The 19,211-nt window shown below is 54.8% G+C and carries 18 protein-coding genes; 9 read left to right on the top strand and 9 right to left on the bottom strand.

Annotated elements, in window-relative coordinates:
• The first annotated feature begins 28 nt into the window (after positions 1 to 28).
• Positions 29 to 1,219, top strand: coding sequence for a 23S rRNA (cytosine(1962)-C(5))-methyltransferase RlmI (gene rlmI / locus ABTW00_RS15020; protein WP_065355705.1), 1,191 nt, complete (start codon positions 29 to 31; stop codon positions 1,217 to 1,219).
• 68 nt (positions 1,220 to 1,287) lie between these two features.
• Entirely contained in the window at positions 1,288 to 1,605 is a 318-nt protein-coding gene (gene hspQ / locus ABTW00_RS15025) for a heat shock protein HspQ (protein ID WP_064548889.1), read from the top strand.
• Between the two features lie 59 nt (positions 1,606 to 1,664).
• On the opposite strand, the gene ABTW00_RS15030 is transcribed toward hspQ, so the two are convergent.
• Positions 1,665 to 2,078 (bottom strand): CoA-binding protein, encoded by a 414-nt coding sequence (locus ABTW00_RS15030; protein ID WP_064548875.1) that lies wholly within the window; start codon positions 2,076 to 2,078, stop codon positions 1,665 to 1,667.
• Between the two features lie 133 nt (positions 2,079 to 2,211).
• On the opposite strand from ABTW00_RS15030, the gene mgsA reads away from it, so the two are divergent.
• A complete protein-coding gene (gene mgsA / locus ABTW00_RS15035) occupies positions 2,212 to 2,670 on the top strand; it encodes a methylglyoxal synthase (protein WP_064548873.1) in 459 nt (152 codons plus the stop codon).
• Between the two features lie 46 nt (positions 2,671 to 2,716).
• Here mgsA and helD read toward each other — a convergent pair whose 3' ends face one another.
• Positions 2,717 to 4,771, bottom strand: coding sequence for a DNA helicase IV (gene helD, locus ABTW00_RS15040; protein WP_065355704.1), 2,055 nt, complete (start codon positions 4,769 to 4,771; stop codon positions 2,717 to 2,719).
• A 122-nt stretch (positions 4,772 to 4,893) separates the two neighbouring features.
• Here helD and ABTW00_RS15045 point away from each other — a divergent pair, with 122 nt between their 5' ends.
• Complete coding sequence (locus ABTW00_RS15045) at positions 4,894 to 5,340, top strand: YccF domain-containing protein (protein WP_064548868.1); 447 nt, start codon at positions 4,894 to 4,896, stop codon at positions 5,338 to 5,340.
• Positions 5,341 to 5,358: 18 nt separating this feature from the next.
• Positions 5,359 to 7,485: a YccS family putative transporter gene (gene yccS / locus ABTW00_RS15050; RefSeq protein ID WP_064548866.1), complete on the top strand. Its 2,127-nt coding sequence runs from the start codon at positions 5,359 to 5,361 to the stop codon at positions 7,483 to 7,485.
• Here yccS and ABTW00_RS15055 read toward each other — a convergent pair whose 3' ends face one another.
• Positions 7,486 to 8,091 (bottom strand): TfoX/Sxy family DNA transformation protein, encoded by a 606-nt coding sequence (locus tag ABTW00_RS15055; protein ID WP_064548864.1) that lies wholly within the window; start codon positions 8,089 to 8,091, stop codon positions 7,486 to 7,488.
• A 218-nt stretch (positions 8,092 to 8,309) separates the two neighbouring features.
• Here ABTW00_RS15055 and sulA point away from each other — a divergent pair, with 218 nt between their 5' ends.
• Together sulA and ompA are read left to right on the top strand one after the other, a co-directional pair.
• Positions 8,310 to 8,819, top strand: coding sequence for an SOS-induced cell division inhibitor SulA (gene sulA / locus ABTW00_RS15060; RefSeq protein ID WP_064548862.1), 510 nt, complete (start codon positions 8,310 to 8,312; stop codon positions 8,817 to 8,819).
• Between the two features lie 355 nt (positions 8,820 to 9,174).
• The gene (ompA, locus tag ABTW00_RS15065) at positions 9,175 to 10,230 is read left to right on the top strand and encodes a porin OmpA (protein WP_157093587.1); all 1,056 of its coding nucleotides are present in this window, start codon (positions 9,175 to 9,177) and stop codon (positions 10,228 to 10,230) included.
• A gap of 86 nt (positions 10,231 to 10,316) precedes the next feature.
• Here the strand turns inward: ompA and matP are convergent, their stop codons facing one another.
• Complete coding sequence (gene matP, locus ABTW00_RS15070) at positions 10,317 to 10,772, bottom strand: macrodomain Ter protein MatP (RefSeq protein ID WP_064548858.1); 456 nt, start codon at positions 10,770 to 10,772, stop codon at positions 10,317 to 10,319.
• 184 nt (positions 10,773 to 10,956) lie between these two features.
• Here matP and ABTW00_RS15075 point away from each other — a divergent pair, with 184 nt between their 5' ends.
• Both ABTW00_RS15075 and fabA read left to right on the top strand, forming a co-directional pair.
• The gene (locus tag ABTW00_RS15075) at positions 10,957 to 12,717 is read left to right on the top strand and encodes an AAA family ATPase (RefSeq protein WP_433636216.1); all 1,761 of its coding nucleotides are present in this window, start codon (positions 10,957 to 10,959) and stop codon (positions 12,715 to 12,717) included.
• A 69-nt stretch (positions 12,718 to 12,786) separates the two neighbouring features.
• Positions 12,787 to 13,305, top strand: a complete 519-nt coding sequence (fabA, locus tag ABTW00_RS15080; RefSeq protein WP_064548854.1) for a 3-hydroxyacyl-[acyl-carrier-protein] dehydratase FabA — start codon at positions 12,787 to 12,789, stop codon at positions 13,303 to 13,305.
• Between the two features lie 97 nt (positions 13,306 to 13,402).
• On the opposite strand, the gene rmf is transcribed toward fabA, so the two are convergent.
• From rmf to ABTW00_RS15105, 5 genes are all read right to left on the bottom strand, one after another.
• Complete coding sequence (gene rmf / locus ABTW00_RS15085) at positions 13,403 to 13,570, bottom strand: ribosome modulation factor (protein WP_074398843.1); 168 nt, start codon at positions 13,568 to 13,570, stop codon at positions 13,403 to 13,405.
• Between the two features lie 262 nt (positions 13,571 to 13,832).
• On the bottom strand, positions 13,833 to 14,387 hold the full coding sequence (gene pqiC / locus ABTW00_RS15090) for a membrane integrity-associated transporter subunit PqiC (protein WP_064548852.1): 555 nt from the start codon (positions 14,385 to 14,387) through the stop codon (positions 13,833 to 13,835).
• The gene (gene pqiB, locus ABTW00_RS15095) at positions 14,387 to 16,024 is read right to left on the bottom strand and encodes an intermembrane transport protein PqiB (RefSeq protein ID WP_064548850.1); all 1,638 of its coding nucleotides are present in this window, start codon (positions 16,022 to 16,024) and stop codon (positions 14,387 to 14,389) included. Before pqiB ends, pqiC begins: the two co-directional genes overlap by 1 nt.
• A 4-nt stretch (positions 16,025 to 16,028) precedes the next feature.
• Entirely contained in the window at positions 16,029 to 17,288 is a 1,260-nt protein-coding gene (gene pqiA, locus ABTW00_RS15100; protein ID WP_064548848.1) for a membrane integrity-associated transporter subunit PqiA, read from the bottom strand.
• A 13-nt stretch (positions 17,289 to 17,301) separates the two neighbouring features.
• The gene (locus ABTW00_RS15105; protein WP_433636219.1) at positions 17,302 to 19,209 is read right to left on the bottom strand and encodes an ABC transporter ATP-binding protein; all 1,908 of its coding nucleotides are present in this window, start codon (positions 19,207 to 19,209) and stop codon (positions 17,302 to 17,304) included.
• Positions 19,210 to 19,211: the final 2 nt, after the last annotated feature.

The raw sequence follows: 19,211 nt of genomic DNA on the forward strand, positions 1-19,211 counted from the left end.
ATTCCATCAAACAGCCAGAAAATTAACTATGAGTGTACGTTTAGTGTTAGCCAAAGGGCGCGAAAAATCATTGTTGCGCCGTCATCCCTGGGTCTTTTCCGGTGCGGTAGCCCGCATGGAAGGCAAAGCCAACCTCGGTGAGACCATTGATATTGTCGATCATCAGGGTAAATGGTTAGCCCGCGGCGCGTATTCTCCCGCTTCGCAGATCCGCGCTCGCGTCTGGACGTTTGACGCTAATGAAAGCATTGATATCGATTTCTTCATCCGTCGTCTTCAGCAGGCGCAAAGCTGGCGCGACTGGCTGGCGAAAAAAGACGGTCTGGATAGCTACCGTCTGATTGCCGGTGAATCTGACGGCCTACCGGGTGTTACCATCGACCGTTTTGGCAACTTCCTGGTGCTGCAGCTGCTGAGCGCCGGTGCCGAATACCAGCGCGCCGCGCTGATTAGCGCCCTGCAAACGCTCTATCCGGAATGCGCCATCTACGATCGTAGCGATGTCGCAGTACGTAAAAAAGAAGGTATGGAGCTGACTCAGGGCCCGGTGACCGGCGAACTGCCGCCTGCTCTGCTGCCAATTGAAGAACACGGCATGAAGCTGTTGGTCGATATTCAGGGTGGTCACAAAACCGGCTACTACCTTGACCAGCGCGATAGCCGTCTGGCTACCCGTCGTTATGTGGAAGACAAGCGCGTCCTGAACTGCTTCTCCTATACCGGCGGTTTTGCCGTTTCGGCATTGATGGGCGGCTGCCGCCAGGTCACCAGCGTCGATACCTCTCAGGAAGCGCTGGATGTAGCGCGCCAGAACGTTGAGCTAAACAAACTCGATCTGAGCAAAGCCGAGTTCGTGCGCGACGACGTGTTTAAACTGCTGCGTAAATATCGCGATCGGGGCGAGAAATTCGATGTTATCGTAATGGACCCGCCAAAATTCGTCGAAAACAAAAGTCAGCTGATGGGCGCCTGCCGCGGCTATAAAGACATCAACATGCTGGCTATTCAGTTACTGAATCCGGGCGGCGTGCTGCTGACTTTCTCCTGTTCAGGCCTGATGACCTCAGATTTATTCCAGAAAATCATTGCCGATGCCGCTGTAGATGCCGGTCGTGATGTACAATTTATAGAGCAGTTCCGTCAGGCAGCCGATCACCCGGTGATTGCGACGTACCCGGAAGGACTGTACTTGAAAGGATTTGCCTGCCGCGTCATGTAACTTGAAAAGCGAAATGGTGTCTATATATGTAGAAGTAGAGAAAAGCCATTTCCCGGGAGGTGAGTATGATGATTACCAGCAAATTCGGTATTGGCCAGCAGGTGCGTCACTCCCTGCTGGGCTATCTGGGCGTGGTGGTAGATATCGACCCGGTTTACTCGCTTGACGATCCTGATCCCGACGATCTGGCGGCTAACGACGAACTGCGTGCGTTGCCCTGGTATCACGTGGTGATGGAAGATGACGAAGGCCAGCCGGTGCATACCTATCTGGCCGAAGCCCAGTTGAGCAGTGAGCCGAGCGAGGATCATCCAGAACAACCGACGATGGATGAACTGGCGCGTACCATCCGCCGTCAGCTACAGGCACCGCGGCTGCGTAACTGATTGCCGCGTTAATAAAAAACCCGCTATGCGGGTTTTTTTGTATTCTCAACAACGCGCATTTATTTCGCGAGGCCCAGACGAGGGATCTCAATCGCCGGGCACCGATCCATCACTACCTGCATCCCCGCATTGCGCGCCAGCACGGCAGCCTGTTCGTTAATCACGCCGAGCTGCAGCCACAGCGTCTTCGCCCCGATAGCTATCGCCTCCTGCGCCACGCCCCACGCGGCTTCCGAATTACGGAACACGTCAACCATGTCGACCTTCTCCGGCACTTCGGCAAGGGTGGCGTAGCCTTGCTGCCCGAGCAGCGTTTTGCCGCCAACCTTCGGCGAAACAGGAATCACGTGGTAGCCCTGATCCAACAGGTATTTCATCACCCGGTAGCTTGGACGGTCCGGCTTGTCGCTGGCGCCCACCAGCGCGATGGTTCGCGTGGTCGTCAAAATGCTGGCAATCTCGTTTTCAGTCATCATTATCCTCCTGGCCAATCACTTAAGTGTACGCTAGTCCGCTGATGTCAGGCGTCAAATTTTTGCCAATCAGGGCTTGCAGCTTGATTCGCATGCAGTAATCTGTCTGGATTCAACACTCAGGGAAAGACACATGGAACTGACAACACGCACCTTACCGGCGCGTAAACACATCGCGCTGGTCGCGCACGACCACTGCAAAGATATGCTGATGAAATGGGTACAGCGTCACCAGGCCTGCCTGGCAAACCACACGCTGTCAGCGACCGGCACCACCGGTAACCTGGTGCAGCGGGCAACAGGCCTGGAAGTCCAGGCGATGCTCAGCGGCCCGATGGGCGGCGACCAGCAGGTTGGCGCGCTGATTTCGGAAGGGAAAATCGACGTGCTGATCTTCTTCTGGGATCCGCTCAACGCCGTGCCCCATGACCCGGATGTGAAGGCTCTGCTGCGCCTGGCAACCGTCTGGAATATTCCGGTAGCCACCAACGCCGCCACCGCCGACTTCATTATTCAGTCGCCTAACTTCAGCGAACCTGTGGATATTCTGATCCCTGACTATCAGCGCTATCTGGCAGAACGCCTGAAATAATTCCTCACGCTCCCGGAGCCGACGCGGTGTCGGCTCCATTCTTCGATTACGGCTTTCTCGCCACCGGCACCGACAGCTGCTTTAACACCTCCACGAACGGCGACGGCTGCGCCTTATTGAACAGCAGCCAGACGCGCAGACGCGCGCGGGTCATCGCCACGTACAATAAACGCCGCTCTTCGGCATCGGGGAAATCCTCCGGCGCGGGCAGCAACGCTTGTTCCATAATCGACTCGCGAGCAGGCGCCGGAAAACCGTCAAAACCTTCCTGCAGCCCGAGAACAATCACATAATCCGCCTGTTGGCCCTTACTGGCGTGCACGGTCATAAAATCAATATTCAGCTTCGGCCAGCGCGTGGCCGCTTTCTCCAGCGCCGCTGGCTTGAGGTGGTGGTAACGGGCCAGCACCAGAATACGCTGGTCCGGCGTCACGTAGCCGCTGAGCTTATCAAACAGTGCATCAAGCTTATCGTCCTCGAGCAGGGTGACGGCATTTTTGTCGCCCGTGGTCAGACTGTTCAGCGGTTTATTCAGCTGGTGCGGGTTTTGCTGAATGAACCGGTTAGCAATTTCACCGATGCGGTTGTTGAAGCGATAGGTGGTATCCAGCGCACAGTTATCCCCTTCACCAAAATAGTGGTTGAAGGCGGTGGTCAACGACAGCTGTGCGCCGCTAAAGCGGTAAATCGCCTGCCAGTCATCGCCAACGGCATAAAGCGAAGTCTGCGAGTTTTGCTTACGTAGCGCCGCCAGCAGCGCCGCACGCTGCGGGGAGATGTCCTGAAATTCGTCGACCAGAATATGCTTCCACGGGCTGACGAAGCGCCCCTTGTCGAGGATGATAATCGCCTGGTGAATCAGCCCGGAGAAATCGACGGCGTTTTCGGCTTTCAGCGCGGCTTTCCACGCTTTCAACAACGGGGCCATCAGCTTAACCCGCTTGCCGAACAGATCCCGAATATCTTCCGGCGCACCGGCAATCATCTCGGCCTGCGAACCGCCGTGCATGCGCATCAGGCTGACCCAGCGGTCAAGGCGGCTACCTATTCGCTTGACGATTTTTTCATCTTCCCAGAAGCTGTCTTCCTCTACATCCCAGCCCAGCTCTTCCTGCAGCCACAGTCGCCAACCTTTGGCCTGCGCCTTTTTCTCCCGACACTGTTGCTGCCAACACGCGATAAACAATTTAGCGCGAGCGGCGGCATCGTTCTCCAACTTGCTGACGACCGGCACTTTTTTACTGCCCTGCTGAATGATTGACAGCGCCAGCGCATGGAAGGTACGCGCGGTAATGGCATCGGTATGCAGGCGCGTTTGCAGGCGCTCGTCCATCTCTTCAGCCGCCTTACGGCCAAAAGCCAACAGCAAAATCTGTTCCGCCGAGGCTTCGCCGCGCTCAAGCAGCCAGCCCGCACGCGCCACCAGCACCGACGTTTTACCGCTACCGGCCCCGGCCAGCACCAGCAACGAACGCTCGCCGTTGACCACCGCGCGCGCCTGTGACGGATTCAATGGCGACGATTCGATACCCGCAAAAAAGTCGCTGTACTGTTCCAGCATTGCGTCGGTATAGCGCTGGTTGTGTTGCGCACGCCCGCTCTCTTTATCTGCCAGCCATGCCTGGCACTGCCGCCAACTCTCACGACAGTTATCAAACTCTTCCAGCCGATGGGTCGGTAGCGGCAACCCCTCCAGCGCTTTAACGATCCGCAGGCGAATCCCCTGCGCCTGCTGGCGGGTCAACCAACGGTTTTCTTCGCGGCTACCGGCAATAATCGCCAGCTGCGCGTCCAGCAGCCCGGCGGCGATGTCGCTCATCTCCGCGCTCCACTGCTGCCACAATCCCAGCAGATGACGGTGGAAACGCTGCGTCTCGCCCCATTCTGTCCCGTGCAGGCGCACAACTTTATCCTCTGGCAGCACGAACTCCAGCTCTCCCCACACCAGACCGCGCTTGCAGTTAATCGCCAGTAGCTGATTAAAAGGGATGAGATATTCATGCTGCGGGCCGGACACCCGAACGCCCGCGTTGAGGATCTCAACCCGGTCATAAGGATGCTGCGCCATGCGCTTACCCAGCGTCGTTGCTTTTAATTCCATGTCGTGCCGAATCCTGACTTTTTCGATATCTCACAGTGTAACCGCCAGAGAATAGGTGCTCCAGCCTAAAAAAACGTTACAATCAACAGGTCTTATTATTCACAGCGCTGCACTGAGGATTTATGCGTACTGTTCTGAATATTTTGAATTTTGTATTAGGTGGTTTTCTGACAACGCTCGGCTGGCTGCTGGCAACACTCGTCAGCATTGTCCTGATCATTACGCTGCCGCTGACTCGCTCATGCTGGGAGATCACGAAGCTGTCGCTGGTACCGTACGGCAACGAAGCGGTGCACGTCGATGAACTGGAACCGGGGGCCAAAAGTAGCGTAATGAATGCGGGCGGCACTCTGCTCAATATTCTGTGGCTTGTGCTATTCGGCTGGTGGCTGTGCCTGACGCACATTATGGCGGGCATCGCCCAATGCATCAGCATTATCGGCATCCCGGTCGGGATTGCGAACTTTAAAATAGCCGCTATTGCCCTGTGGCCGGTGGGACGTCGGGTTGTGCCCGTAGAAGTGGCGCGCGCGGCGCGTGAAGCGAATGCCCGCCGCCGTTTTCAGTAATCAGGATCCTTAACCGCTATGCTAAGCCCGCTGCTTCGCCGCTATACATGGAACAGTACCTGGCTGTACAACGCCAGAATATTTATTGCCCTCATCGGCACCACCGCCCTGCCCTGGTGGCTGGGCGATGCAAAGCTAACCATCCCGCTCACCCTGGGGGTCGTCGCTGCCGCGCTAACGGATCTCGACGATCGCCTGACCGGTCGGCTGCGTAACCTGGTTATCACCCTGATCTGCTTTTTTATCGCCTCAGCATCGGTTGAAGTGCTGTTTCCCTGGCCGTGGCTGTTTGCGTTGGGGCTCACCGTTTCGACCATCGGGTTTATTTTGCTGGGCGGCTTGGGGCAACGCTACGCCACCATCGCCTTTGGCGCGCTGCTGATTGCCATTTACACGATGCTCGGCGTATCGCTCTACGCTCACTGGTATCAGCAGCCACTGCTGCTGATTGCCGGTGCCGTGTGGTATAACGTCCTGACGCTAACCGGGCACCTGATATTTCCCATCCGCCCGTTACAGGATAACCTCGCCCGCAGCTACGAACAGCTTGCCCGCTTTCTGGAGCTGAAATCGCGCCTGTTTGATCCGGATCTTGACGATGATAATCAGGCGCCGCTGTATGAGCTAGCGCTGGCAAACGGCCAACTGGTGGCGACACTCAACCAGACGAAAGCGTCTTTATTAACGCGTCTGCGCGGCGATCGCGGCCAGCGAAGCACCCGCCGTACGCTGCATTATTATTTTGTCGCTCAGGATATCCACGAACGGGCCAGTTCATCGCATATACAGTATCAGGCGTTACGCGACCAGTTCCGCTACAGCGACGTGATGTTTCGCTTCCAGCGCCTGCTCTCCATGCAGTCAATCGCCTGCCAGGATCTGGCTAAGGCTATTTTGTTGCGGACGCCGTATCAGCATGACGCCCGCTTTGAACGCGCTTTTACCCATCTCGACGCCGCGCTGGATCGCGTTCGCGCTAGCGGTACCGCACCGGAGCAGATGAAAGCGCTGGGTTTTTTGCTCAATAACCTGCGGGCGATTGATGCACAGCTGGCCACCATTGAATCTGAACAGACGCCGTCGCAAACGAACAGCGAAACGGAGAATGTTCTGGCTGATGACAGTCTGCACGGTTTTGACGATATGCTTTCACGCCTGAGTCGTAACATGTCGCCGGAGTCAGCGCTGTTCCGCCACGCGGTGCGTATGTCGGTGGTGCTGTGCGTTGGTTACGCCTTTATTCAGTTTACCGGGTTACAGCACGGCTACTGGATTTTGCTCACCAGCCTGTTTGTCTGTCAGCCAAACTACAACGCTACACGCCATCGCCTGGCGCTGCGTATTATTGGCACGCTGGTCGGCGTGGCGTTGGGCTTGCCGATTCTCTGGCTAGTGCCATCGCTGGAAGGTCAACTGATACTGATTGTGGTCACCGGCGTACTGTTCTTCGCGTTTCGCAACGTCCAGTACGCTCACGCCACCATGTTTATTACCCTGCTCGTCCTGCTGTGCTTTAACCTGCTTGGTGAGGGATTCGAAGTGGCGCTTCCGCGCGTAGTGGATACGCTGATTGGCTGTGGTATTGCCTGGCTGGCGGTGAGCTTTATCTGGCCAGACTGGAAATTCCGTAACCTGCCGCGCGTCCTGGAGCGCGCAGTGGACGCCAACTGCCGCTATCTGGATGCGATTCTCGAGCAGTATCATCAGGGCCGCGATAATCGCCTGGCCTACCGTATCGCCCGCCGCGATGCGCATAATCGGGATGCAGAACTGGCTTCGGTGGTTTCGAATATGTCTACCGAACCGAAGGTCACCGCAGAGATGCGGGAAACCGCGTTTCGCTTGCTGTGCCTGAACCACACGCTAACCAGCTATATCTCGGCGCTCGGCGCCCATCGTGAAAAGCTGACGACAGCAGAAATTCTGGCGCTTCTGGACGATGCCGTCTGCTACGTTGATGACGCATTGCACCATTTGCCCGCCGATGAAGAACGGGTTCAGCTGGCGTTACGTGAGCTCGCGGCGAGGATCCATCACCTCGATCCTCGCCCGGACAGCAAAGAGCCATTGGTCCTGCAACAAATCGGCTTGATGATTTCGCTGTTGCCTGAAATCTGCCGCCTGCAAAAGCAGGTCATGCTCTAATCACCTTTTCTGGGTGTAATTTTGCACCCAGGTTTCCAGCTCCTGGCGCGTTTTCGCGGGGAGCGCCGCGGCATGGACGCCGGTGATAGCCCCCTCCAGCGAATACAGTACATTCACGCTCAGCTGTTTACGCAACTGTCGAAGCCGCATCCACGCGGTTTTCGAGCCCATATTTCGCAGCGTACGAACATCTTTAATACCCGCTTCATGCAGCAGCAGTTCCATATGAAAAGAGAGATTGGGAAGATCTTTTAGCCGTAAATGCCTTCGTCGGCGCTTTTCACTTTGCGCATCTTCAAGGGCGAACTGACCAAGCAAAACCAGCTCAGATTTGTTCGACCACAACCGTTCATCGACGCGAAAATAGTTAAGCTGCTGCGCATGCCCTCGTTTGCGTACCGTGAGCAGTGGCGGTGAGTGTTGGGCCTGATACGTGGCATTTTTTTCGCACGCTCTCAGATACAGTTCACCTTCTGCGACCATAGCAAAGACGGTATTGTCAACGGCCAGACTATAGCCACCAAACAGCGCCCGAGACTTCACCTTCCCCAATCCTGAGAAATATTCCTGAGATTGGTAAATCCGTTTATAAGAGATAATCTTCATGATTAATCCTTAATAATCATGGACATGAATACATTAATTTTATTAATTGTTCATATAACAAGCAACATAGGGAAGTTCTACCGGGACGGCAAGATGAATTTGTCATCATGGGTGTTTCTTGTGCAATTTTGCGAGATGCTTTCAGAAAATGAGGTTGATCTTTAGACTTTGGGGTAGTACTGTATATTCATACAGTAACCCACAAGGTTGGATTAGCTATGTATACTTCTGGTGTCGTAAATCGTTCTTCTGTCACAGCCGCCACAACGGCTTCTCATGCTTTTACTCCGGTAAACAGCACCCCTGCCGCCTTAATTAGTGAAGTGCTCTATCGTGAAGATCAACCGATGATGGCGCAACTGTTGCTGCTGCCATTGTTACAGCAGTTAGGCCAGCAATCACGCTGGCAGCTGTGGCTCACGCCGCAGCAGAAGTTAAGCCGCCAGTGGGTGCAGGCTTCCGGCCTGCCGCTAACAAAAGTCATGCAGCTTCGTCAGATGTCGCCGTGCGATATGCTCGACTCAATGGTTCGCGCATCACGTACCGGTAATTATAGTGTCGTTATCGGCTGGCTGAGCGAAGAACTTTCCGTAGAAGAACATGCTCGTTTACAAAGCGCTGCGGAGGAAGGTAACGCAATGGTGTTCATTATGCGACCAGTTCAGACCGCATTACATCCAACAGGACAATTTAATGGGCTAAAAATTCACTCAAATTTGTACCATTAAGCGAAATTAAGAATTTTCCTGGGATTTTTTTTGCATTTTTTTTATCTGTCCGTTTTTCTGAATGATTACAGGCAGAATGCTGGTCTGGTGCGGTTTCCCGAATTTTATGTCGATTATTTTTTCGACACATTTGTTAAATATTGCGTATACAAGTCTTTTTTTTTCATAAGCCTGACGGAGTTCACACTTGTAAGTTTCCAACGACGTTGTAGACTTTACATCGCCAGGGGTGCTCAGCTTAACACCGCAGAGTTCTGCTAAGTATTTAACTAAGCCCCGCCCCCGGTGGAAGGATTTAACCGTGAGTCTATTTAGAACTTCATGGCAAATTTTGGATGATAACGAGGCGCAAAAAATGAAAAAGACAGCTATCGCGATTGCAGTGGCACTGGCAGGCTTCGCTTCCGTAGCGCAGGCCGCTCCGCAAGACAACACCTGGTATGCTGGTGGTAAACTGGGTTGGTCCCAGTACCATGACACCGGTTGGTACCAGAGTGACCTGAACAACAACGGTTCTACCCACAACAGCCAGCTGGGCGCAGGCGCGTTCGGTGGTTACCAGGTTAACCCGTACGTTGGTTTCGAAATGGGTTACGATTGGCTGGGCCGTATGGAATACACCGGCAGCCAGACCAATGGCGCTCTGAAAGCTCAAGGCGTTCAGCTGACTGCTAAACTGGGCTACCCAGTTACTGACGATCTGGACATCTACACTCGTCTGGGTGGTATGGTATGGCGTGCAGATTCCAGCAACAACAAAGCTGGCGATCATCACGACACCGGCGTTTCCCCAGTATTCGCTGGCGGCGTTGAGTGGGCTGTAACTCGTGACATCGCTACCCGTCTGGAATACCAGTGGGTTAACAACATCGGCGACGCAAACAGCGTAGGCGTACGTCCTGATAACGGCATGCTGAGCGTAGGCGTTTCCTACCGCTTCGGCCAGCAGGATGCTGCTGCTCCGGTAGTTGCACCGGCTCCGGCTCCGGCTCCAGAAGTACAGACCAAACACTTCACTCTGAAGTCTGACGTTCTGTTCAACTTCAACAAAGCAACCCTGAAACCGGAAGGTAAACAGGCTCTGGATCAGATGTACTCCCAGCTGAGCAACCTGGATCCGAAAGACGGTTCCGTTGTTGTTCTGGGCTTCACTGACCGCATCGGTTCTGACGCTTACAACCAGGGTCTGTCCGAAAAACGTGCTCAGTCCGTTGTTGATTACCTGATCTCTAAAGGTATCCCGTCTGACAAAATCTCTGCACGTGGCATGGGCGAATCCAACCCGGTTACCGGCAACACCTGTGACAACGTGAAAGCTCGCGCTGCACTGATCGACTGCCTGGCACCGGATCGTCGCGTAGAGATCGAAGTTAAAGGCGTTAAAGACGTTGTAACTCAGCCAGCGGCTTAAGTTCTCGTCTCATGAAAAAACCCCGCAATGCGGGGTTTTTTTTGGCCTTTTTCTGCCGTCAGAAGCAAGCCTCAGCGCTGCTAAATCTATTTTTCTTTCCCTAGCATGGCCTCAAGGTCCTGCTTCAGGCTGGACATCTTACTCGCGTACTTCTCTTTATTTTCTGCATCTTCAATTAGTTGGACGATCGTCTCTGAGAGCGTCTTACCACGACGCTGTGCCAGCCCTGCCAGCCGCTGCCAGACCGCAAATTCCAGGTCGATGGATTTCTTACGCGTGTGCTGATGCTCGGCGTTAAAATGGCGTTTGCGGCGCGCACGTATCGTCTGCTTCATACGGTTCACCAGCTGCGGATTAATATGCTGGGCAATCCAGTCATTAACCTGAACCGGTTCATGTTCCAGCGTCAGCAAAACATCGACGGCCTCTTGCGCGGCGCTGGCTTCAATATAGCGGGTGATAGGCTCGCCTTCCCGGTGTTTTTTCACCAGGTATTTCCACTTCCAGCCGCTTTCAAGATTTTCCAGTTGTTGATATTTCATGGCGATCTCAGTGTGACCGTGTAACTCTTTTCAGGATAACAGTTTTTTCTCAATGTGCTGAGAAGAAATCTGCAACTGTGATAGGGATAAAAGCCACCGCAGAAGATACTTCTGTATTCTCCGTGAGCTTCCCTGCGGCATCAGGTATAATCACGCACTTTACATCTGACTAAAAATAGCGACATTGACTATAAATACTCTTTCCCGGCGCTTTCTCGCCCCCGCGACTGAAGCATTCCAGGCGCTATTTGCCCAGCCTGATTTAGCCTCAGAACACGACTCTTTATTCAGCGAGCTGCAGGCTCGTTTACATTACGCGCTTGAGCAGTTTCTGCACCCTCAGGGCGTCTCCCCTTTCTTGCTGGTCAAAGCGCCAGAAGAAAAAGAGTATCTGCACCTGCTGACGCAAACGACACGCTCTCTGCGCGATAGCGATGAATCGACCCTGACGGGCGTCGATTATCAGGTTACCGGTGGCAAGATCACGATGACGCCAGCGTGCAGCGCCGACGACGCTTTTGCCAGCCAGGGGCCTGTTATCTTCGCCGACTGGGTTGAAGCCGAACAGCTTTTTGGCTGCGTGCGCCAGTTTAACGGCGAAATCAGTTTACAGCCCGGCCTGGTGCATCAGGCAAACGGCGGCATCCTCGTGCTGCCGTTGCGCACGCTGATGTCGCAGCCACTGCTGTGGATGCGTTTAAAGAATCAGGTCCTTCAGCAGCGTTTTGACTGGCTGACCTTCGATGACGCCCGTCCGCTGCCGGTCAGCATTCCTTCCATGCCGATCAACCTGAAGGTCATCCTGGTGGGCGAGCGAGAATCGCTGGCCGATTTCCAGGAGATGGAACCCGAGCTGACCGAATCCTCGTTATACAGCGAGTTTGAAGACAGCCTGCAGCTTGCCGATGAAGAGACGCTTCGTCAGTGGTGTCAGTGGGTGTGGCAGGTGGCACGTGAGAAGTCCCTGCCGGGCCTCACCGCCGATGCCTGGCCGTTGCTGATGCAGGAAGGCGCGCGTTATACCGGCGACCAGGAGATCATGCCGCTCTGCCCGCTGTGGATCGGTCGCCAGCTGCGTGAAGCCGCACCGTTTACTCCTGACGCCGTTATCAACGCCGAGCAGCTGAAAACCATGCTCACCCAACGCCAGTGGCGTGAAGGTTTCCTCGCCGAGCGTATGCAGGATGAAATCCTGCTTGAACAAATCCTGATTGAAACTGACGGCGAATGCATTGGCCAGATTAATGCCCTGTCGGTGATCGATTTCCCGGGTCACCCGCGTCCGTTTGGCGAACCGTCACGCATTAGCTGCGTCGTACACATTGGCGATGGCGAATTCACCGACGTTGAACGTAAGGCCGAACTTGGCGGTAATATTCACGCCAAGGGCATGATGCTGATGCAGGCGTTCCTGATGGCCGAGCTCGATCTGGATCAGCAGATCCCCTTCTCCGCCTCACTCACTTTTGAGCAGTCTTACAGCGAAGTCGATGGCGATAGCGCCTCAATGGCCGAGCTGTGCGCGCTGATTAGCGCATTGGCTAACGTGCCAATCAATCAGAGCATTGCCATGACCGGCTCCGTTGACCAATTTGGTCGCGCTCAGCCGGTTGGCGGGCTGAACGAAAAAATTGAAGGTTTCTTCGCTATCTGCGCCCAGCGTGGTCTGACCGGCAAACAGGGAGTGATTATCCCTTCTGCCAACGTACGCCATCTGAGCCTTGCCACCGAGGTGCAGGAAGCCGTCGAAGCCGGAGAGTTCTCCATCTGGGCGATTGATGACGTCACCGATGCGCTGCCGCTTCTGACGCAGCTCAACTGGGACGGCGAAGGTCAGACGCTGTTGCAAACTATTCAGGAACGCATCGCACAAGCCACGCAGCAGGAGCCTCGCTACCGCTATCCGTGGCCGTTACGTTGGCTAAACCGGTCGAATTCCAACTGATCGGACTTGTTCAGCGTACACGTGTTAGCTATCCTGCGTCCCGAACTTAAAATAAGGCTTACTGAAAACATGGTAGATAAACGCGAATCTTATACAAAAGAAGACCTTCTTGCCTCTGGTCGCGGTGAACTGTTTGGCGCGAAAGGCCCGCAGTTACCGGCCCCTAGCATGCTGATGATGGATCGTGTCGTGAAAATGACCGAAACCGGCGGCAATTTTGACAAAGGTTACGTTGAAGCCGAGCTGGATATCAACCCGGACCTGTGGTTCTTCGGTTGCCACTTTATCGGCGATCCGGTAATGCCTGGTTGCCTGGGTCTGGATGCAATGTGGCAGTTAGTCGGCTTCTACCTCGGCTGGCTGGGCGGCGAAGGCAAAGGCCGTGCGCTCGGCGTAGGCGAAGTAAAATTCACCGGTCAGGTTCTGCCGACCGCGAAAAAAGTCACCTACCGTATTCACTTCAAGCGCGTCGTGAACCGTCGTCTGATTATGGGTCTGGCGGATGGCGAAGTGCTGGTTGATGGTCGCCTGATCTACTCCGCGACCGACCTCAAAGTTGGCCTGTTCCAGGACACTTCTGCATTCTGATCCCATTTAACGCCGCAATCCGCTGGCGATAAATCGGTGTAATGAATCTAAAGGCGAAACCTCCGCAATGCGGAGGTTTCTTTTTAAAGAGACAGTGTCAGGCAATAACTGCCCTGTCCTCCATGGCTTCTCGCCAGCCTCCCAGCCAGTAAGACCTTTGGTTTATAGCCTGGTAAGGACACATTTCTTTCGGACGCCCGGTAATTCCGGCCTGATATCCACGCTGATGTGCCCGCTCCAGGCGATCTCGTTTTTGTCTCTTCATGCCTCGTTTCCCTCATATCTTGGTCTGGTGGAAAAGAAAACAGTGGCTACAAAATATGCAGGCCACGTAATACGAATACCGCTAAAAAATGGCCCCGTCAATGCGTAGAATTCATACCAATGTCATATTTGTGAGCTAATCAGAAGAACATTTGTACAAAAAATGTGAGACGGCACAGGTAAGGCGCTGACCTCAGACATAAAAAAACCGCCGCCGGTTTTGCACCGACAGCGGCCCTTAGAACAATTAATTCTACTTATCGTTAACGATTGATGGTTCGCGCAATCGAGGCGGCTTCCTGGCTCCAGGCCTGGGCCAGGGTTTTCACCATCGCATCATAACCATCCTGCTGCTGCGCCAGTTCGATGTGGAATGGACGCTTGGTCAACTGCCCCTGATGATTGAGCAGCCATTCGCCGCTTACCACCACTTTGCCATCATAGCGGCCGTGGAATCCACTTACCGACACGTTCAGCGTATCCTGGTCGCTGCCCAACGGTTGCGATGACACGACCCAACCCGGCAGCTGGTTGCTCAGGTTAGAAACCAATGACGTCCGCAGCTGCTGGTCCAACGGGCTGGCCCACAGATTGTTACTGGCAATCACGTACTGAACGTCACTGGTCTGGTAGACCACCCCGCTGCCCGCAAGGAAGTCAGGAATACTGACCTGCTCTATCCACAGCATACGCTGGCTGGTGCTGGCACCGTTTTGTACCGTTCCGGTCGTTATCGGCAGCTGGTAGTACGTTTTATTTTCCGTGGTGCTACAGGCCGCCAACAGGCAGGCCGCAGCCAGGACTAACCACTTTTTCATTATTTTGCCCTCTTAGGCTCTGGATCTTTTTTATCCTTCGCTTCGAATACCAGCGCGTTGCTCTTCTCGTTGAGCGTCTTCAGTACCGGCTGCAGTTCACGTAATACCTGATCCAGACGCTGCATATCGGCCACCATCTTGTTATAGGCCGCAGAGCCCGGCTGGAAGCCCTGCATGCTGCGATTCAGCTCACGCAGCGTTTTCTGCATGTCGCCCGGCAGCTGCTGCGCGGACTGACTAGCGGTAATCTTGTTCAGATTATCCAGCGTCGTTTGCAGACGGCGCATCGTGTTCTGGCTCTCAGACAGCGTATTAGTCGCTTGCTGCACCATTGGCGTTAACGGCAGATTGTTGATCTTATCCAGCGTCTCCATCAGACGCTGTTGGATCTGCGCCAGACCGCCGCTGACGGTTGGGATGATCCCCATACCGCTAAACTCTTTCATTTTCGCGATCGCCGGCTCTTTTGGATAGAAATCCAGATCAACGTACAGCGCACCGGTCACCAGGTTACCGGTTTTCAGCGCCGCTCGCAGCCCGCGTTCAATCAGCATCGGCAGATGACCGCGCACGTCCGGACTATCGCCAAACTGGGCGGCGAGACGTTCCGGCTCAATCTGGATCAACACCGGGATACGGTAATCATCGGTTATCGACTGACGCAGGCCCGGCACGAAGTAAGGCACTTTAGCGACGGTACCGAGGCGAATCCCACGAAACTCGACCGGCGCGCCGGGTTGCAGACCACGAATAGAATCCTTAAAGAACATCAGATAGTCGATATGCTGGGTATAGAGCGAATCTTGAATGCTTTTTTGATCGTCGTAGAGCTTAAACGCCGTCTTTTCCGCTATCGGCTGACCCAGATCGACGCCTTCCGGTACGTCAAAGCTCACGCCGCCGCTGAACAGCGTCGCCAGCGACCCCATCTCAACGCGCATCCCGGCGGAGGTGAGATCCACCGCCACGCCGCTGTCTTTCCAGAAACGAACGTTACTGGTCACCAGCCGATCGTTTGGCGCGCTGATAAACAGCTGATAGCTGATGCTGCGGGTTTGCGGATCGAAGGTACTGGTTTCCACCGACCCCACGCGATAGCCGCGGAACAAGACTGGATCGCCGGGGTTGAGCTGCCCGGCCTTTTTACTGTCGAGCAGCACGCGGATACCCTTCGCATCCGGCGGCGCCAGCGGCGGAGAGTCCAACAGTTGATACTGATTGAGCACCGACCCTTTTTTACCCGGCTGAAGCTCCACATAGGCTCCGGAGAGCAAGGTGCCAAGGCCACTGATGCCTTCACGCCCGACCTGCGGCTTAACAACCCAGAAAACGGAGTCTTTATGCAGTAGCTTCTCCATTCCGGAGTTTAGACGCGCTTTAATTTCTACGTGGGTCAGATCGTCGGTCAGCGTAGTGCTTTCTACGACACCAACGTCTACGCTACGGCTTTTAATGCGGGTTTTACCGCCCTCAATCCCTTCCGCATTGGTGGTGATCAACGTCACCTCTGGCCCCTGATGGCTATAGTGATAGAACAGGATCCAGGCGCCAATCAGCGCGGTCACAATCGGGAAGATCCAAACGGGAGACCAGTTTTTCACTTTCTGCACTTTTGCCTCCCCACTCTTGGTTTCCATGCTTTTACGACTCCTCATGGCTTGCTTCAGGTTCCCGATCCCACGACAGGCGAGGATCAAACGTCATTGCCGAGAACATGGTCATAATGACAACCAGCGCAAACATCAGCGCGCCAATCGCCGGATAAATATTCATTAACCCTCCAATGCGCACCAGCGCGGAGAGCACTGCGATGACAAACACATCGATCATCGACCAGCGGCCAACAAATTCAACCACTTCGTAGATTAGGTGCATCCGCTCGCTGTCACGGTGACGCCGTTTCAGGCCGTTCGCGTCCAGACACAGCCAGGCAATGGCGATCATCTTCAGCGTTGGAACCATGATGCTGGCGATAAAAATAACCATCGCGACCGGATATGAACCTTCGCTCCACAGTAAAATCACCCCAGCAATAATCGTCGACGGCATTTTATCGCCCAGCAGATCGGTAATCATGATCGGCATAATATTCGCGGGGAGATACAGGATGATAGACGTCACCAGAAGCGCCATGGTCCACTGCAAGCTGTTCTTACGACGGACGTGGCCTTTGCTGTGACAGCGCGGACATTCGAGCTGTTCGGCAGGTAGAATTGCCGTACAACACGCACAGGAGCGCAGCCCCTGACGCATACCGGTGATTCCCGGCTTTAGCGGCTGCGCCAGCGCAGGCATCGGGGCAATATCGTCCCACAGCCAGCGCCGATCAACGCACTGGAAGGTGCGAAGCTGAAGTAAACAAAACAGACACCAGGGCAGAAAACTGCTGCCCACGCCAATATCGCCGTAGGCCATCAATTTCACAAAACTCACCAATACCCCGGCGAGAAAGATTTCCGCCATCCCCCACGTTTTTAACGTGAACAGAATGCGCGCCAGAAACGCTTTCAGACGATTTGGCATCGGCACTCGGTTCACCAGTAGCAGGATGGTAATCAGACAGAATGCCGGCACCAGTTGCACAAACAGCAGGAAAAACGTTCCGAGGCTGGCGTAATCTTCCGAGAACATGACGCTGGGAATTTCCAGCAGTTCAATCTGGCTGGTCACCCCCGCAACGTTCATACTAATAAACGGGAAAAGGTTAGCCAGCAGCAGCATGAATAGCGCCACCAGTACGTAGGCGGTGGGACGGCGTCTCGGCTCGTCCCAGGCGGTGGTTAGCGTTGTTCCGCAGCGCGGACAGGTTGCCTTATGTCGGTGCTCAAGGTGCGGCAACGCCACCAGCATGTCGCACTGAGAGCACAGAATATGCTGCGCAGCATGATGTTGATCGCACATGAAAAGTCCTCAATCAGGCGCCGTTTTTCAACGCTTCCAGATATTCCCATCGTTCAAACGCTTCTTCCAGAGCCTGCTCCGCTTTCGACAGATCGGCCAACACTTTTTGCGTGTGATCGTGCGGCTGGCTGAAGAATGCCGCGTCAGCCACCTGCGCTTGTAACGCTTCCAGCTCAGCCTCCAGCGTTTCCAGCTTCTGCGGCAACTGCTCCAGCTCGCGCTGCAGGTTATAGCTTAGTTTGTTACTGCCGCGTTTGACAGTTTCTGCTTTTGCCTGAACCACTTCCGGCGTTTTCTTCTCATTCGTCTGCTTTTGCGCCAACGACTGAGACTGTTGACCGCGCGCGTCGTGATAACCGCCGACATACTGGCCAATGCGCCCTTCACCTTCAAAGATCCAACATTCGGTGACGGTATTGTCGACAAACTGACGATCGTGGCTCACCAGCAGCACCGTGCCCTGATAACCGTCGATCAGCTCTTCCAGCAGTTCAAGGGTTTCGACATCCAGGTCGTTGGTCGGTTCATCGAGAATCAACAGATTACTTGGCTTGAGGAACAGACGCGCCAGCAGCAGGCGGTTACGTTCACCGCCGGACAGCGCGCGAACCGGGGTCATTGCCCGCTTCGGATGGAACAAGAAGTCCTGCAGATAGCCCAGCACGTGGCGCGGCTTACCGTTGACCATCACCTCCTGCTTACCTTCCGCCAGGTTATCCATCACCGTCCGGTCCGGATCCAGCTCGGCACGGTGCTGATCGAAGTAGGCGACTTCCAGCTTGGTACCCACGTGAATACGACCGCTATCCGCCTGCAGCTGGCCCAGCATCAGCTTCAGCAGCGTGGTTTTACCGCAACCGTTCGCCCCAATCAGCGCAATTTTATCGCCGCGCTGTACCTGAGCGGAGAAATCTTTCACCAGCACTTTGCCATCAACCTGGTAGTTGACGTCTTCCATTTCAAAGACGATTTTGCCGGAGCGTGATGCCTCTTCCACCTGCATCTTCGCACTGCCCATGACTTCGCGGCGGGCGCTGCGTTCGTTACGCATCGCTTTCAACGCGCGAACGCGGCCTTCGTTACGGGTACGGCGCGCTTTAATGCCCTGGCGAATCCACACCTCTTCCTGCGCCAGCTTACGATCGAACTCGGCATTTTGCAGCTCTTCAACGCGCAGCGCTTCTTCTTTCTCGATCAGGTACTGATCGTAGTTACCCGGATAGGTCACCAGCTTACCGCGATCGAGATCGACGATACGCGTCGCCATATTGCGGATAAACGAACGGTCGTGCGAAATGAAGATAATCGTGCCTTTAAAGGTTTTCAGGAAACCTTCCAGCCAGTCGATGGTTTCGATATCCAGGTGGTTCGTCGGTTCATCGAGCAGCAGCACGCGCGGCGCGCTAACCAGCGCGCGGCCCAGCGCCGCTTTACGCAGCCAGCCGCCGGACAGCGATGCCAGCTCCATGTCCGGCTCCAGCCCCAGCTGCGCCAGCACTTCGTTGATGCGGTTTTCGAGTTGCCACAGGCCGTGGTGATCCAACTGTTCCTGAACCTTCGCCAGCTCCTGCAAATTTTTATCGCTCGGATCGGTGATCACCAGGTGCGAGATATCGTGATAGCGCTTGAGATACTCCGCCTGTTCTTCAATACCTTCGGCAACGAAATCATATACGCTGCCCTGCACGTTACGCGGCGGGTCCTGCTGCAGGCGCGCCACGACCAGGTCTTGTTCGTAGACAATACGCCCATCGTCAAGACCCTGCTCACGGTTGAGGATTTTCATCAGCGTGGATTTGCCCGCGCCGTTACGGCCGACCAGACAAACACGCTCATTATCTTCAATGTGCAGTTCGGCGTTGTCGAGAAGCGGCGCATCGCTGAACGACAGCCAGGCGCCATGCATACTAATCAATGACATTC

This window comes from Kluyvera georgiana (assembly GCF_050990895.1).
In the GTDB taxonomy this organism is placed as follows: Bacteria; Pseudomonadota; Gammaproteobacteria; order Enterobacterales; family Enterobacteriaceae; genus Kluyvera; species Kluyvera georgiana.

Excerpts from the sequence above, each read along its gene's own strand:
- rlmI (WP_065355705.1), top strand. The coding sequence starts at position 29 with ATGAGTGTACGTTTAGTGTTAGCCAAAGGGCGCGAAAAATCATTGTTG.
- hspQ (WP_064548889.1), top strand. The coding sequence starts at position 1,288 with ATGATTACCAGCAAATTCGGTATTGGCCAGCAGGTGCGTCACTCCCTG.
- ABTW00_RS15030 (WP_064548875.1), bottom strand. The coding sequence starts at position 2,078 with ATGACTGAAAACGAGATTGCCAGCATTTTGACGACCACGCGAACCATC.
- mgsA (WP_064548873.1), top strand. The coding sequence starts at position 2,212 with ATGGAACTGACAACACGCACCTTACCGGCGCGTAAACACATCGCGCTG.
- helD (WP_065355704.1), bottom strand. The coding sequence starts at position 4,771 with ATGGAATTAAAAGCAACGACGCTGGGTAAGCGCATGGCGCAGCATCCT.
- ABTW00_RS15045 (WP_064548868.1), top strand. The coding sequence starts at position 4,894 with ATGCGTACTGTTCTGAATATTTTGAATTTTGTATTAGGTGGTTTTCTG.
- yccS (WP_064548866.1), top strand. The coding sequence starts at position 5,359 with ATGCTAAGCCCGCTGCTTCGCCGCTATACATGGAACAGTACCTGGCTG.
- ABTW00_RS15055 (WP_064548864.1), bottom strand. The coding sequence starts at position 8,091 with ATGAAGATTATCTCTTATAAACGGATTTACCAATCTCAGGAATATTTC.
- sulA (WP_064548862.1), top strand. The coding sequence starts at position 8,310 with ATGTATACTTCTGGTGTCGTAAATCGTTCTTCTGTCACAGCCGCCACA.
- ompA (WP_157093587.1), top strand. The coding sequence starts at position 9,175 with ATGAAAAAGACAGCTATCGCGATTGCAGTGGCACTGGCAGGCTTCGCT.
- matP (WP_064548858.1), bottom strand. The coding sequence starts at position 10,772 with ATGAAATATCAACAACTGGAAAATCTTGAAAGCGGCTGGAAGTGGAAA.
- fabA (WP_064548854.1), top strand. The coding sequence starts at position 12,787 with ATGGTAGATAAACGCGAATCTTATACAAAAGAAGACCTTCTTGCCTCT.
- rmf (WP_074398843.1), bottom strand. The coding sequence starts at position 13,570 with ATGAAGAGACAAAAACGAGATCGCCTGGAGCGGGCACATCAGCGTGGA.
- pqiC (WP_064548852.1), bottom strand. The coding sequence starts at position 14,387 with ATGAAAAAGTGGTTAGTCCTGGCTGCGGCCTGCCTGTTGGCGGCCTGT.
- pqiB (WP_064548850.1), bottom strand. The coding sequence starts at position 16,024 with ATGGAAACCAAGAGTGGGGAGGCAAAAGTGCAGAAAGTGAAAAACTGG.
- pqiA (WP_064548848.1), bottom strand. The coding sequence starts at position 17,288 with ATGTGCGATCAACATCATGCTGCGCAGCATATTCTGTGCTCTCAGTGC.
- ABTW00_RS15105 (WP_433636219.1), bottom strand. The coding sequence starts at position 19,209 with ATGTCATTGATTAGTATGCATGGCGCCTGGCTGTCGTTCAGCGATGCG.